The organism is Rhodobacter sp. TJ_12 (genome assembly GCF_020023995.1).
Classification (GTDB): Bacteria; Pseudomonadota; Alphaproteobacteria; order Rhodobacterales; family Rhodobacteraceae; genus Rhodobacter.
The window spans coordinates 17,049-31,351 of record NZ_NRRD01000029.1 but is presented as its reverse complement, the minus strand read 5'-3'; the positions used below and the strand labels follow the sequence as shown (position 1 = coordinate 31,351).

14 protein-coding genes are annotated in these 14,303 nt (G+C 62.1%); 6 read left to right on the top strand and 8 right to left on the bottom strand.

Annotated elements, in window-relative coordinates; translation table 11 throughout:
- Nucleotides 1-1,292: aspartate aminotransferase family protein (locus tag CKO11_RS15930; RefSeq protein WP_223640962.1), on the bottom strand; the 1,292-nt coding region annotated here is incomplete at its 3' end.
- A gap of 129 nt (nt 1,293-1,421) precedes the next feature.
- Here CKO11_RS15930 and CKO11_RS15925 point away from each other — a divergent pair.
- On the top strand, nt 1,422-2,051 hold the full coding sequence (locus tag CKO11_RS15925) for a TetR family transcriptional regulator C-terminal domain-containing protein (RefSeq protein WP_223640960.1): 630 nt from the start codon (nt 1,422-1,424) through the stop codon (nt 2,049-2,051).
- Between the two features lie 39 nt (nt 2,052-2,090).
- Here the strand turns inward: CKO11_RS15925 and CKO11_RS15920 are convergent, their stop codons facing one another.
- From CKO11_RS15920 to CKO11_RS15905, 4 genes are read right to left on the bottom strand one after another with little or no spacing between them, the layout of a single operon-like run.
- Nucleotides 2,091-2,930, bottom strand: a complete 840-nt coding sequence (locus tag CKO11_RS15920; RefSeq protein WP_223640958.1) for an ATP-binding protein — start codon at nt 2,928-2,930, stop codon at nt 2,091-2,093.
- The gene (gene tatC / locus CKO11_RS15915) at nt 2,927-3,748 is read right to left on the bottom strand and encodes a twin-arginine translocase subunit TatC (RefSeq protein WP_223640956.1); all 822 of its coding nucleotides are present in this window, start codon (nt 3,746-3,748) and stop codon (nt 2,927-2,929) included. The genes CKO11_RS15920 and tatC overlap by 4 nt, the downstream gene beginning before the upstream one ends.
- Nucleotides 3,745-4,182 (bottom strand): Sec-independent protein translocase protein TatB, encoded by a 438-nt coding sequence (gene tatB / locus CKO11_RS15910; RefSeq protein ID WP_223640953.1) that lies wholly within the window; start codon nt 4,180-4,182, stop codon nt 3,745-3,747. Before tatB ends, tatC begins: the two co-directional genes overlap by 4 nt.
- 15 nt (nt 4,183-4,197) lie before the next feature.
- Entirely contained in the window at nt 4,198-4,410 is a 213-nt protein-coding gene (locus CKO11_RS15905; protein ID WP_223640952.1) for a twin-arginine translocase TatA/TatE family subunit, read from the bottom strand.
- Between the two features lie 168 nt (nt 4,411-4,578).
- On the opposite strand from CKO11_RS15905, the gene CKO11_RS15900 reads away from it, so the two are divergent.
- From CKO11_RS15900 to CKO11_RS15890, 3 genes are all read left to right on the top strand, one after another.
- On the top strand, nt 4,579-4,965 hold the full coding sequence (locus tag CKO11_RS15900) for a helix-turn-helix transcriptional regulator (RefSeq protein ID WP_223640949.1): 387 nt from the start codon (nt 4,579-4,581) through the stop codon (nt 4,963-4,965).
- Between the two features lie 9 nt (nt 4,966-4,974).
- Nucleotides 4,975-5,598, top strand: a complete 624-nt coding sequence (locus tag CKO11_RS15895) for a MarC family protein (RefSeq protein ID WP_223640946.1) — start codon at nt 4,975-4,977, stop codon at nt 5,596-5,598.
- 67 nt (nt 5,599-5,665) lie between these two features.
- Complete coding sequence (locus tag CKO11_RS15890) at nt 5,666-6,241, top strand: TIGR02281 family clan AA aspartic protease (RefSeq protein ID WP_223640943.1); 576 nt, start codon at nt 5,666-5,668, stop codon at nt 6,239-6,241.
- Nucleotides 6,242-6,295: 54 nt separating this feature from the next.
- Here CKO11_RS15890 and CKO11_RS15885 read toward each other — a convergent pair whose 3' ends face one another.
- On the bottom strand, nt 6,296-7,258 hold the full coding sequence (locus tag CKO11_RS15885; RefSeq protein ID WP_223640941.1) for a magnesium transporter CorA family protein: 963 nt from the start codon (nt 7,256-7,258) through the stop codon (nt 6,296-6,298).
- Between the two features lie 475 nt (nt 7,259-7,733).
- Here CKO11_RS15885 and CKO11_RS15880 point away from each other — a divergent pair, with 475 nt between their 5' ends.
- The gene (locus CKO11_RS15880) at nt 7,734-8,156 is read left to right on the top strand and encodes an ArsR/SmtB family transcription factor (protein ID WP_411742022.1); all 423 of its coding nucleotides are present in this window, start codon (nt 7,734-7,736) and stop codon (nt 8,154-8,156) included.
- A gap of 396 nt (nt 8,157-8,552) precedes the next feature.
- On the opposite strand, the gene CKO11_RS15875 is transcribed toward CKO11_RS15880, so the two are convergent.
- Entirely contained in the window at nt 8,553-11,759 is a 3,207-nt protein-coding gene (locus CKO11_RS15875; RefSeq protein WP_223640968.1) for an efflux RND transporter permease subunit, read from the bottom strand.
- Between the two features lie 46 nt (nt 11,760-11,805).
- Complete coding sequence (locus tag CKO11_RS15870; protein WP_223640939.1) at nt 11,806-12,786, bottom strand: efflux RND transporter periplasmic adaptor subunit; 981 nt, start codon at nt 12,784-12,786, stop codon at nt 11,806-11,808.
- Nucleotides 12,787-13,012: 226 nt separating this feature from the next.
- Here CKO11_RS15870 and serS point away from each other — a divergent pair, with 226 nt between their 5' ends.
- Nucleotides 13,013-14,302, top strand: coding sequence for a serine--tRNA ligase (gene serS, locus CKO11_RS15865; RefSeq protein WP_223640937.1), 1,290 nt, complete (start codon nt 13,013-13,015; stop codon nt 14,300-14,302).
- The last annotated feature ends 1 nt before the right edge of the window (nt 14,303 follow it).

Below are 14,303 nucleotides of genomic sequence, written 5' to 3'. Positions count from 1 at the left end.
GAGATCAGCTGGTCGATCTGGGGTTTGTCGATGATCAGCGGCGGCGACATGGCGATGATATCGCCGGTGGTGCGGATCAAGATGCCCTTTTCATAGGCCTTGAGGAAGGCCGCAAAGGCACGCTTCGTCGGCTCCCCCGCGATCGGCTCCAATTCCACCGCGCCGATCAGCCCCTCGTTGCGGATGTCGATCACATGGCGGGTGCCGCGCAGGCTGTGCAGCGCCTCTTGCCAGTAAGGCGCCAAGGCCGCCGCGCGCTCAAACAGCCCCTCTTCCTTATAGGTCTCCAGCGTCGCCAGACCCGCCGCCGCCGCGATCGGATTGCCCGAATAGGTATAGCCGTGAAACAGCTCGATCATATGTTCGGGGCCCTGCATGAAAGCCTCATGCACCGCGCCCGTGGTCAGCACCGCCCCCATCGGAATGACCCCATTGGTCAGCCCCTTCGCCGTGGTCATCAGATCCGGCGTCACCCCGTAATGCTGCGCGGCAAAGGCGCTGCCCAGCCGCCCAAACCCGGTGATCACCTCGTCAAAGATCAACAAGATGCCGTGCTTTTGGGTGATCTCGCGCAGCTTTTGCAAATAGCCCTTGGGCGGCAAAAGCACGCCCGTCGAGCCCGCCATCGGCTCCACGATCACCGCCGCGATGGTCTCGGCCCCATGCAGCGCGACGATGCGTTCCAGATCCTCGGCCAGATGCGCACCATGGTCGGGCTGGCCCTTGGAAAAGGCGTTCTCGGCGGGCAAATGCGTATGCGGCAGGTGATCGACCCCGGTCAGCAAGCTGCCATACATCTTGCGGTTGGTGACGATACCGCCCACCGAAATCCCGCCGAAATTCACCCCATGATAGCCGCGCTCGCGGCCAATCAGCCGGGTCCGGGCGCCCTCGCCGCGCGCGCGGTGATAGGCAATGGCCAGTTTCAGCGCGGTCTCGACCGATTCCGAGCCCGAATTGGTGTAAAACACATGTTCCATGCCCGCAGGCGCGATCTCAAGGATCCGGTTGGCCAGCTCAAAGGCCGCCGGATGGCCCATCTGAAACGCGGGCGCGTAATCCATCTCGGCCGCCTGGCTCGCAATCGCCTCGGTGATTTTCGGCCGGCAATGGCCTGCGTTGCAACACCACAGCCCCGCCGTGCCATCCAGCACTTGCCGCCCCTCGGCGGTGGTGTAATGCATGTCTTTCGCCCCCACGAACATCCGCGGCGCCTTTTTGAACTGGCGGTTGGCGGTGAAGGGCATCCAAAAAGCGTTCAGATCATTGGGCGTCTTGCGGTCGAGCGCCATGGGTCTCTCCATATATGCGAGGGGTGGGGCATCCGGGCGGTTTGACCACACGGTCAGACGCAGGCTAACATCGGCAAACGCCGCGTCAAGCGCGCGCATGCGGCAGGCACAGGGGGCAAAACGGCAAGCATGGCAGACGACACCGCAAAAGGCGCCCCCCGGCCGCGCACCCGGATCCAGCAGCGCAACACCGAAGCGATCCTGGACGCCGCCCTAGAGGTGTTTTCCGCCCAAGGCTTTCGCGGCGCCACGCTCGATCAAATCGCCACCGAGGCGGGGCTGTCCAAGCCCAATCTGCTTTATTATTTCCCCTCGAAAGAGGCGATCCATATCGCGCTGTTGACCAGCCTTTTGGATGATTGGCTGGCGCCCTTGCGCGAGATGACCGACAGCGGCGATCCGCAGGCCGAGATCATGCGCTATATGCGCCGCAAGCTCGACATGAGCCAAACCATGCCGCGCGAAAGCCGGCTGTTTGCCAATGAAATCTTGCAAGGCGCGCCGCGCATGGGCGCGATGCTTGGCACCGATCTGAAGGCGCTGGTCGATGAAAAGGCCGCGCTGATCCGCAGATGGGCCGAGGCGGGCCAGATCGCCCCGGTCGATCCGCATCATCTGATCTTTTCGATCTGGGCGCTCACCCAGCATTACGCCGATTTCGACGTGCAGGTCCGCGCCGTCCTTGGCCCCGGCCACAACCCCCATGCCGAGGCCGAGATCTTCCTCTCGACCCTGTTTGAGAAACTTCTCAAACCCTGAGCACACCCGCACCCAATCGCCCAACCGGGCGCGGAAAGCTTAAACCGCCAGCCCGTGCCGCCCGGCCAGATCGGTAAAGAACTGCCACGCCACCCGGCCAGAGCGGGAGCCGCGCGTGCGATACCATTCCACAGCCTCGGCGCGCAGGGTATCGGGGTTGATCGCCAGCCCATAGGCCGCGCAATAGCCTTCGATCATGGCGAAATATTCGTCTTGATCACAGGGATGGAAGCCCAGCCACAGACCGAACCGATCCGAGAGCGAAACTTTTTCTTCAACCGCTTCGGACGGGTTGATCGCGGTGGAGCGTTCATTTTCGATCATGTCACGCGGCATCAGATGGCGCCGGTTCGAGGTGGCATAAAAGATCACATTGGCGGGCCGCCCCTCGATCCCGCCATCGAGCACCGCCTTAAGCGATTTGTAATGCTGATCATCATGGCTGAAGCTCAGATCATCGCAAAACAGCACGAAACGGGTTTGCGGCGCCGCGCGCAACAGGGTCAACAGCCGCCCGACCGAGGGCAGATCCTCGCGTGCCAATTCCACCAGCTTGAGCGGGACCCCCTGCTTCGTCACCGCCGCATGCACGGCCTTGACCAGAGAGGATTTTCCCATCCCCCGCGCGCCCCACAAAAGCGCATTATTTGCCGCCGCGCCCCGCGCAAATTGCGCCGTATTGGCCAAAAGCGTATCGCGTGCCCGGTCGATGCCGCGCAAAAGGTCAAGCTCCACCCGACTGACCTTTGGCACGGGCACTAGATGATCCGGCTCCGCATGCCACAAGAACGCCTCTGCCGCGGTGAAATCGGGGGCGGGTGCAGGCGCCGGGGCCATCCGCTCCAGCGCCTGAGCGATCCGCTCTAGGGGATCACTCATGCCTCGTCCTCATCCTCGAACCATGTGCCTTCGGCCCGCATCCGCGCCTCGCGCTTTTTCTCGATGCGTTTGACGAGTTGGATCGAGATTTCGAAAAGCGGATAGACCGCCGCAAAGAGCATGATCTGGCTGATCACATCGGGCGGCGTGGCGACCGAGGCGACCAGCAAGATCGCGACGATCGCATATTTGCGCACGCTGGCCAAAGAGGCTGCGGTGATCAGCCCGGCCTTGCCCATCAGCGTCAGCAACACCGGCAATTGGAAGCAAATCCCAAAGGCCATAATGAATTTGACGGTCAGCGACAGATATTCCTGCACCGAGCCTTGGAAACCGATCGAGGCCAGTTCGTTGGCCGCGCTCATATCCCCTTGCTGGAAGCTCAAAAAGAACCGAAACGCCATCGGCAGCACGACGAAATAGGCGAAGGTCGCACCGACGAAAAACATTACAGGCGAGGCAATCAAGAACGGCAAAAACGCATTCTTTTCATTGCGGTAAAGCCCCGGCGCCACGAAGCGCCACAATTGCCAAGCAATCACCGGAAAGGCGAGCGCAAAGCCCCCCAGGAACGAGATGCTGACCGCAACGAAAAAGCCTTCTTGCAGCTTGATCAGATAAAGCCCGCATTGCTGACCGCGATCCGCCAAGGCATGGCAGATCGGTTGCGTCAGGAAGTTGAAGACCGGCTTCCAGACCGTGTAGCAAGCGATCATCGCCACCACGAACGCGCCCAGCGAGATCAAGATACGGGTGCGCAATTCCGCCAAATGCTCGATCAGCGGCGCGGCGGTCTCGTCAAGATGATCTGCGCTCATGCATCACCTTTCGGGGCCGGTTTGACGGGATCGGCGGAGGCCTCTTCGGGTTCGCCGGCCAGTTCAGCGGCATCCAGTTCGGCCTGCAATGCCGGATCGGGCGTAAACGCCGCCCCGGCAGCGGTCCCAGCCCCAGCTTTGGCAGCAGAGGGCATTTTGGGTTCCCATTTTTCAAATTTATCGGTGGCGCGCTCGAGCGCGGAAATCCCCGGCGCTTTGGCACGGGCAATATCGCCCAAGCCTTTGGCCGCGTCATCCAGCCCCGTTTCCTTGGCCGCATCTTCCATCGCCCGGGTGAAGTCGCGCGCCATCGCGCGGGCTTTCGCCGTCACCCGCCCGAGGCTGCGGAACATGACCGGCAGGTCCTTGGGGCCCACCACGATCAGCGCGACAACGCCAATCACCAGAAGCTCGCTCCACCCGATATCGAACATGGTCGGTGCTCAGCCTCAGACCTTGTCCTTGGGCTCGGGGGTGGCGTCTTTGCTCCCCTCGGCGGCGGCGTCCTCGATTTCTTTGGCGCCTTCGTTCATGCCTTTTTTGAACGAGGTGATGCCTTTGCCCACTTCGCCCATCAGCGAGCTGACCTTGCCTTTGCCAAACAGCACCAAAACCACGACAGCGATCAGAAGAAGGCCGGGCACACCGATATTGTTGAACATGCGATTACTCCTTGCGCGCAGCCGCGCCTGTTGCGTTTTGTCCGGTTTTACGAAGCCAAGGCCCCTTGGCAAAGCGCCATTTCCGCGCGCGCCCCGCTGCCGCGCCAGATAACTGACAGTTATTTGTCAGTTGCACCAAGATCGGCTAGTATGTGGGCGGAGGCCGCGATGACCCGCAATGAACGGTTGGAACAGATCATGATGTTGTTGCGCGACGGGCAATTGGTGCGCGCGCAAGACATGGCGGCGCAACTTGGCGTGTCGGACCGCACGATCTGGCGCGATATGAAAACGCTTGTCGATTATGGCGTGCCGGTGGAGGGGGAACGGGGCGTGGGCTATGTGCTGCGCCGCGCGGTGGCCTTGCCGCCTTTGGTGCTTTCCGCAGATGAACTGGCCGCGCTGCACCATGTGTTGCGGCTGGCCGAGGCGCATGCCGAAACCCGCATCGGCGCCGGGGCGCGCAGCTTGGCGGCTAAAATCCGCGCCGTCATGCCGCCAGACCCTGCAGAAGACGCAGACACCCCACTGGCGCGGCCCAGCGCAACGGATTAACTTGCCGCCATGGGAAATGCCGAACTGATCACCGCCTTTGTGACGCTGTTTGTCGTGGTCGATCCGATCGGCCTCGTGCCGCTGTTTTTGGCGCTGACGCAGGGGATGGACGCGCGGATGCGGCGCGCGGTGGGCTTGCGGGCGCTTGCCATCGCCACCGTGCTGTTGACGCTTTTCGGTCTTTTTGGCGATGCGCTGTTGCGGGGCATTGGCATTTCCATGCCGGCGTTCCGCATTGCGGGCGGGGTTTTGCTGTTCCTGACCGCGCTTGATATGCTTTTTGAGCGCCGCACCCAGCGCCGCGAGGGGCAATCGGCCGAACCGCATGCGCCCGACCCGTCTGTTTTTCCGCTGGCGACCCCGCTTTTGGCAGGGCCCGGCGCGATGGCGACGATGATCCTTTTGGCGGGGTCTGGCACCGGCACTGTGCATTTGCTCGCCGTGCATGGGGTGATGCTCGCCGTGCTTGCCTGTGTCTTTGTGCTGTTTTTGCTGGCGACCCCACTCGAACGCGCCTTGGGGCGCACCGGAACAATGGTGGTGACACGCCTTCTGGGGATGCTTTTGGCGGCGCTTGCGGTGCAATTCATTTTGGACGGGCTGATCGGCGCGGGGCTGTTCACCGCGCCGTGACGCGCCGCCCCGATGACATTGCCCACCGCACCCCTTACATCTTGAAGGACACAGAACCGGAGCCTGCATGTTCGACGACCCGTCCCGTCTTGTCTATCTTGTCTTGCTGCTTTTGGTGGTCGGCGGTTCGGTGCTGGCCTCGCTGCGCAACCGGCCCGGCCAAGCCGTGCAACAGATGATGATCTGGGCGCTGATCTTTCTGGGTGTTGTCGCGGTGGCAGGGCTCTGGCCCGAATTTCAGCGCACGCTTTTAAACCGTCAGGCAGTTTATGAAGATGGCCGGATCGAAACCCCGGTGGCGATGGATGGGCACTATTATCTAACCGCCGAGGTGAACGGCACGCCGATCCGCTTTGTCGTCGATACCGGCGCCACCTCGATCGTGCTCAGCCGGGCCGATGCGGCGCGGGCCGGGCTCGACACCAACAGTCTTGCCTATATCGGACAAGCCCAAACCGCCAATGGCACGGTCGCCACCGCGCCAGTGCGGCTGGACAGCATCGCGATTGGCCCCTTCACCGATGCCAATGTCCGCGCCGTGGTGAACCGGGGCGATCTGGACGGGTCCTTGATGGGGATGAGCTACCTGACCCGTTTCGCCAAGGTGGAATTCGACGGATCACGCATGATCCTGACAAGGTAACCTTTGGCGCCCCTGCCACCGCGCCCGGCGCGGACACCTGGGGCACAGAAGGGGCTAAAGCCATTTCTTCCATTTGAAAAACGCCCAGGTTCCCGCGGCAGAGGCCACCATCAGCACAAGCGCGAAAGGATAGCCCCAGCTTTGGTTCAGCTCGGGCATATTGGCGAAGTTCATCCCATAGGCCGAAGCAATCAAGGTCGGCGGCAGGAACAGCGCGGTCACGACCGACAAGATCCGCACCGTGTTGTTTTGCGCCAGATTGATCATGCCAAGCGTCGCATCGACGCTTAGCGACACGCGCGACGACAAAAAATCATTATGCACCGACAGCGCCGCAATATCGCGCATCAACCCTTTGACGATCGGACGCAGCGCCGCCCCCTGCCCTGCCAGCGTCTGGTCGTAAAAGGAAAGCGCCCGCTCCAGCGTCAAAAGCGCCAGCCGGATCTTGCCCAAAAGATCGCCCTGTCGCCCGACCTCGCCAAGGCTCGCCTTCAGGTCTTCGGGGCGCGCATCCCCCAAGACCCGCACCGAAACCGCATCCAGCACCCGCCCCACGCCTTCCAGCAGGTCCGCAAGCCGCGCCACGATCTCTTCGATCAGGCCCAGAAAAATGCGCTCGGGCGCGGTGCAGCCCGGCGTCGTGCGCGCCGCGCGCTCGGGATAAGTGGTGAAGCTGCGCGGCGCATGGTGGCGCACCGTCACCAGCCGGTCGCGTGACAAGATAAAGCTGACCGGCCCCGCCACATGATCGCCATCGGGCGTATGGCCGGGGATCACCACGGTCATTACATCGGTGCCCTCTTCCCGGTAAAGCCGGTTGGAAATCTCGATCTCTTCCATGTCGGCAAGCGTCGGCACCTCCACCCCTAGGGCACTCACCGCGGCGACTTGACTGTCCAGCGGACGATAAAGGTCGATCCAGATCGCGCGCTCCAGATCGGGGCGCGGCTCGGTGGGGCTTTGCTGGCCCAGCCGGGCAAGGCCGGGGGGCTGGGACACATAGGCATGAAGCATCGGCGGTCTTTCGTTCGACTCCCCCCAGCAAGCGCAGAGCCCGCGCCAAGGTCAAGCCCGTCGCCCAAACCTTCCTCGTCGCCGCCAGCTTCGACGCCGTTTTTCCCCGCTCGTGCCCCGGTTGCGCCACAATCTGGGCCCAAGGCTTAATCCAAAGCTTCTGCGAAGGGGGGCAAGATGGACTTTCCCGGTTTCGATACGGTGGCGCTTGTCGTCATTTGCCTTGTGGCGCTGCGCGAGATTCGCGTGCGCTTGCGCCAGGTCCGCGCCGCCAAGCGCGCCACGATCTAGGCCCGGTTTCGGCCAGCCCCGGCGCCCGGGCGCTGGGTATGCCCCGGGTCCAAGTGTCGCACTGCGTCAATTGGCGCGTTTACAGCTGCCAAATGCGGTTCCGGCCTCGATTCCCTGCGATAGAAGTGGTATTGGCTAAAGACCACCGACGACCCACGCAATTCAGGGACACTTTCCCGTGGACATGGAATCGGGCCAGACCCCGCAAGAACATATGCAAGATACCTCTCCCAAGGGCGCTTCGACGTCCGCCGCCGATCTGCCCACCGACCCGAGCGATGAACCGGTCGAAGAACGCTGCGCCGCACTTGATGCCGAGGAAATGGCAGGCCGTGCCCGCGCCGCGTCGAACCTGCTCAAGGCGCTGGCCCATGAAGGGCGGCTGATGATCATGTGCTATCTCGCCTCGGGCGAGAAATCCGTGACCGAGTTGGAAAATCGGCTGGAAACCCGGCAAGCGGCGGTCAGCCAGCAACTGGCCCGCCTGCGGTTGGAAGGTCTGGTGACCAGCCGCCGCGAGGGCAAAACGATCTATTATTCGTTGTCGGACCCGCGCGCGGCACAGGTGGTGCAGACGGTCTATGAACAGTTTTGCTCCGCCCCCTAAACGGCGCCTTTGGCATATAGACAGAAAAGCACCGGCCCCGACGAACGGCGGCCGGTGCTTTCTGGGCTAGTCCTTTCGGGGCCGGTGCGGCCCCTAGGCCAGATCAAGCGGCGATAGGGTGAATTCGCCCAAGAACGGCAGCAGCCCCCCTCGGTCAACAGGTTGCCCACGCCCCGTTCGAAATCGGGGATCGTCACATCGCCTTGCCTAAACGACGACGGCGACCCTTTGCGCCCAGATCTCTGATGGCTCTTCTTCATCGCCGCCCCAAAGGGCATTACCCCCTTAGCGCCTATCAGAAGGCCGGCGAAGAATTGGTGCAATATCCCAGACGACCACAATGAAAACGCCCCCCAAGCGGGGGCGTTTCGTCGTTCGACCGGAAACCCGGGCTGGTCAGGTCTTAAAGATGCGGTAGATCGTCGGGATCACCAGCACCGTCAGCAGGGTCGAGCTAAGCAGACCAAACAGAAGCGAAATCGCCAAGCCCTGGAAGATCGGGTCCGCCAAAATCACCGCTGCACCGATCATCGCCGCCACAGCGGTCAGCAAGATCGGTTTGAAGCGGATCGACCCGGCCTCGATCAAAATGTCGATCTCGGTTTTGCCGGTGCGGTCTGCATGGCGGATAAAATCAACCAGCAAGATCGAGTTGCGCACAATGATCCCAGCAAGCGCGATGAAACCAATCATCGAAGTGGCCGAGAACGGGGCCGAGAACATCATATGCCCCAGCATGATGCCAAGGAAGGTCAGCGGCACCGGCGTCAGCACCACGAGCGGCAGGCGGAAGCTACCAAACTGCGCCACGACAAGGATGTAAATCCCCACCAGCGCGATGCCGAAAGCCCCGCCCATATCGCGGAAGGTCACCCAAGTGACTTCCCATTCGCCATCCCACAAAAGCGTGACATGGCTTTCATCCTCGGGCTGGCCGTGCAGGCTGATTTCAGGCTTTAGGCCCTCGGCCCAGTCCATCGCCTCAATCGCATCACCGACAGCGAGCATGCCGTAAAGGGGTGCCTCAAACGTGCCGGCCAGTTCGGCGGTTACCATCTCGGCCTCGCGGCCATTGTGCCGGAAGATCGGGAAAGAGGCTTTCTCCTCCCGCACCTCGATCACATCGCCCAGTTCCACCACACCACGCGCGCCGGGCAGAACATTGGCCGGGATCGGGGTCGACAGCGTCGCCTCATCCATCACCTTTGCGCCCTTGGCACGCTCCATCACAATCGGCAGCGGCGCGCGTTCTTGGCCGCGATGCGAATAGCCAACCGTGGTCGAGCCGTTTAGCAAGCCCAGCGTGTCAAAGACATCGCTTTCCTGCACCGAGTAGAACTCCAGATTGTCCGGGTTCACCGTCGCGCGCAGGCGGCGCGCTTCGGCGCCAAAGCTGTTATCGACATCGACAATGAAGGGCACCGAGCGGAACGCCTCTTCAATCTGGCGCGCGGCGGCGCGTCGCGTTTCGGCATCGGGGCCATAGACCTCGGCCAGAAGGGTCGCGATCACCGGTGGCCCGGGCGGCGGTTCCACCGTTTTCAGCACCGTGCCCTCGGGCAGATCAAGCGCGGTCACCCGCTCGCGCACCTCAAGGGCAATTTCATGGCTGGTGCGGTCACGCCCATCCTTGCCATGCAGGTTGATTTGCACATCGCCCTGCCACGGATATTCGCGCAGATAATAGTGCCGCACGAGCCCGTTGAAGTTGAAGGGCGAAGCGGCCCCCGCATGGGTCTGGACCGAGATCACCTCGGGCATTTCGGTGACCGCTGCCGCCACCATTTGCGCCACCGCATCGGTGGCCTCGACCGAAGATCCCTCGGGCAGGTCAATCACCACACCCAATTCGGACTTATTGTCGAAGGGCAGCAGTTTGACCGTAACATGCTTGGTGTAAAGCAGCCCAAGCGAGCCGAAAGAGAGGATGATCGTCGCGATGAGGAACATCCAAGCGGTGCCCTTGGTCTTCAAGATCGGGCGCGCCACGGCGGCATAAATCGCGCCAAGCTTACCACCGTGAGGATGACCGTCACCGGTATCCTCTTCCGAATGCGCCGACATATCGGCCCGGCCCGCGATTTTCACCATCAGCCACGGCGTGATCATCACCGCGACGAAGAAAGAGAAAATCATCGCCGCCGAAGCAACCGAAGGGATGGGCGACATATAAGGCCCCATCAGCCCGGACACGGCCAGCATTGGCAGCAGGGCGGCGACCACGGTTAGCGTGGCCACAATCGTGGGGTTGCCCACCTCGGCCACCGCCTCGATGGCCTTTTTCACGCGCGAGCCGGGGGTTTTCATCGCCCAATGGCGGGCGATGTTTTCAATCACCACGATCGCGTCATCGACCAAAATCCCGATCGAGAAAATGAGCGCGAACAGGCTTACCCGGTTCAGCGTGAAGCCCATCGCATGGGCGGCAAAAAGCGTCAGCAGGATCGTCACCGGAATGACGATGGCGACCACGATGCTTTCGCGCCAGCCAATGGAGAAAAGCACCAGCGCGATGATCGAAATCGTCGCCAGCCCCAAGTGGAACAACAGTTCATTGGCCTTTTCATTGGCGGTTTCGCCATAGTCGCGCGTGACCTGCACCTCGACGCTGTCGGGGATCAGGCTCCCTTCCAGCTCATGCACCCGCTCCAAAATCGCCTCGCCCACGACCACGGCATTCGCGCCGGCGCGCTTGGCGATGGCAAGCGTCACAGCCGGCGCACGGTGCAGCCTGTCGCCCTCGCGCGTGACATTGGCAACGATATGATCCGAGGTGTCGCCCACGTAAGAAATATCGGCCACATCGGCGACATAGACCGGGCGGCCATCGCGCGCGGTCAGCAACAGCCCCGCAATTTCAGCGGGCGCCACCAGCGTTTTGCCCGCGACAAGGTCGATTTCTTCGCCGCCATCGCGCAGCTTGCCAGTGTTGAAGCTTCGGTTCGCCTGCTCGACCTTGTAGGAAAGCTGCTGCAGCGTGATCCCGTAAAGCGCAAGCTTTTCCGGGTCCGGCGCAATGCGGATCGCCTCGGTCGCCTCGCCTACCAGATAGGTCAGGCCGACGTTTTCGATTTTGGTGACTTCGGTCTGCAATTCGCGGGTGATCCGCGTCAGGTCATTCGCCCCGATTTCAGACCCCGGTTTGCCCGACAGCGTCAGCGAAACAATCGCCACATCATCAATGCCGCGCCCGACAATGATCGGCTCTTCGATCCCCTTGGGGATACGGTCGGCATTGGCGCGCACCTTTTCATGCACGCGCAAAATCGCCGCATCGGACGAGGTGCCCACAATGAACCGGGCCATGACCAGCGAATAATCGTCCATCGTCTGGCTGTAGACGTGTTCCACCTCGTTGATGGAGGTGATGATCGTCTCCATCGGCTCGGTCACGAGTTTCATCGCGTCTTCCGCCTTCAGCCCCGGGGCTTGCAGGTGGATATCGACCATTGGCACCGAAATTTGCGGCTCTTCCTCGCGCGGCAGGTTCACCAGCGCGACAAGCCCCACCGCCAAGGCAGCCAGAATGAACAGCGGCGTCAGCGCCGAACCGATAAAGCTTTGCGTTAGGCGACCCGCGATGCCCAATTTGACATCGCTCATATCCGGCGCCTCTTCCGAGAAATCGTCACCGGTTCCGGGGGGGTGTTTAGTGCTCATGCGCCAGCACCTCTTCGCCGCCGGTCAAACCGGACAGGATTTCCATCATCGGCGTGCCATTGACCTTGGTCACCGGGCCGGGCACCACCGCGCGGTCCAGCGGACCTTGCGCGCTGTTGACGATCACGAAATCAAGCCCGGAATGGGTCTGCACCATTTCGGCGGGCACCAAGATTGCCTCGCGCATCGCCAGCGGCAGTTTCACCAGCACCCGCGCGCCCACGAATTCGGAATTCAGATCAGACACTTCGACATCGGCATTCACGCGCCCGCCTTCGATCAGCGGATAGATCTTGGCCAGCTTGCCCGTCACCGCCCCCGCAGGCGTTTCAATGCCAATCGCATCGCCTTCGTGCATCGTTCCGGCAAACCGTTCCGGCACCGACAGGCGCAAAAAGAAACCGCCGCCCGCGATGGTGGCAATGCTTTCGCCCGCCATCACCACGGCCCCTTTGGCCACCGGCACCTCTAGCACGCGGCCCGCGACAGGGGCCAGAACCGCGCCTTCGGTGGCTTGCTGCTCGGTCACTTGGCGGCTGGCGCGTTGCGCCTCTAGCTGCTGGCTGACCACCTCGGCCTGTGTGCGCAGCGCATCAAGCTGTTGGGTGGTGATGACACCGCGGGATTTAAGCTCCTCGCCGCGCGTCAATTCGCGTTCGGCATTCGCCATCTGGCTTTCAAGCGCCGCAATCTGTGCATCGATCGCATTGATCTGAAAGGCAATCTTTTCATCGACCACGCGGCCCAACTCTTGCCCGGCCTCGACCAGATCGCCTTCTGACACGCTCAATTCCACCAAGGTGCCGCCCAGACGCGCCCGCGCCGGCACCTTGTCCTTCGCCTCGACCTGACCATAGACGGTCTTCCAGTCGGTCACCATCGTGGGCTCGACCCGATAGCCCCCCTCGGCCCGCGCGATCTGCGGTGCCAAGACCGCAAGCGCTACCAACGTCACGACGAAAGATTTCATGGCGTCATCCCTTCCCTATGGCGGCCAGACCGGAAGACATTACATTCCGGCTTTTGAATATCTGCGCATGTAACGCAGTATAGGCCCGTTCCGCAAGTCCAGCCAATGACTTCCGTCTCTCTTTTCACCGTGTTTTCGCGCATCGCAGGCGGCGTTTTGCATAGGCGCGGGGCTTTTCTGGCCCGGCAATTGTGCTAAACGCTTCGCAACAGTTTCGGAGGCTTCCATGCACGATATCCGCGCTATTCGCGAAAACCCCGCCCAGTTCGATGCCGACCTTGCGCGCCGAGGGGCGGAGGCGCTGTCGGGCCCGGTTCTGGCGCTTGATGAAAAGCGCCGCGCCGCGATTTTGGCAGCGGAAACGGCGCAAGCCGCGCAAAACGCCGCCGCCAAACAGGTGGGTGCCGCCAAGGCCAAAGGCGATGAGGCGGAATTTGAGCGCCTGCGCGCGCTGGTGGCGGAAAAGAAATCCGAAGTTGCCGCGCTTCAGGCGGAGGCCGCGGCGCTTGATGCCGAACTGCGCGATCTTCTGTTGACGATCCCGAACGCTCCGCTGGCCGACGTGCCCGAGGGCGAGGACGAAGATCAAAACGTCGAGGTCAGCCGCTGGGGCACGCCCAAAAGCTTCGCCTTCACGCCGAAGGAACATTACGAGCTGTCGGCGGTTGGCGGGAATATGGATTTTGAAACCGCCGCCAAATTGTCTGGCGCGCGGTTTGTTGTGCTGAAATCGGGTGTGGCGCGCGTGCACCGGGCGCTGGCGCAATTCATGCTCGATCTGCATATCGACGAACATGGTCTGCAAGAAACCATCACCCCGGTCTTGGTGCGCTCTGACGCGATGCTGGGCACCGGGCAATTGCCGAAATTTGCCGAAGACAGCTATGAAACCACCAATGGCTGGTGGCTGATCCCAACCTCGGAAGTGACGCTGACCAATGTGATCGCGGGTGAGGTGTGGGAAGAAAGCGCTCTGCCCCTGCGGATGACCGCGCATACCAATTGCTTCCGGTCGGAGGCGGGCTCGGCGGGGAAAGACACCGCCGGCATGCTGCGCCAGCACCAATTCGAAAAGGTGGAGATGGTCACGATCTGCCACCCTGATACGGCTTTGGCCGAACATGAGCGGATGACCAAATGCGCCGAGGCGGTGCTGGAACGGCTTGAACTGCCCTATCGGCGCATTGTGCTGTGCACCGGCGACATGGGCTTTGGCGCGCAAAAGACGCATGATCTAGAGGTGTGGCTGCCCGGCCAAAACACCTATCGCGAGATTTCCTCGGTCTCGACTTGCGGGCAATTCCAAGCGCGCCGGATGAATGGCCGTTTCAAACCCGCAAGCGGCGGCAAGCCCGAATTTGTCGCCACGCTCAATGGCTCTGGCCTGGCGGTGGGCCGCTGCCTGATCGCGGTTTTGGAAAACGGGCAAGAAGAAGATGGCTCGGTCACCCTGCCCGCCGAGCTGCATCCTTACCTTGGCGGCAAGACGCGGCTGGTGGATGGCCAACTGGTCTGAC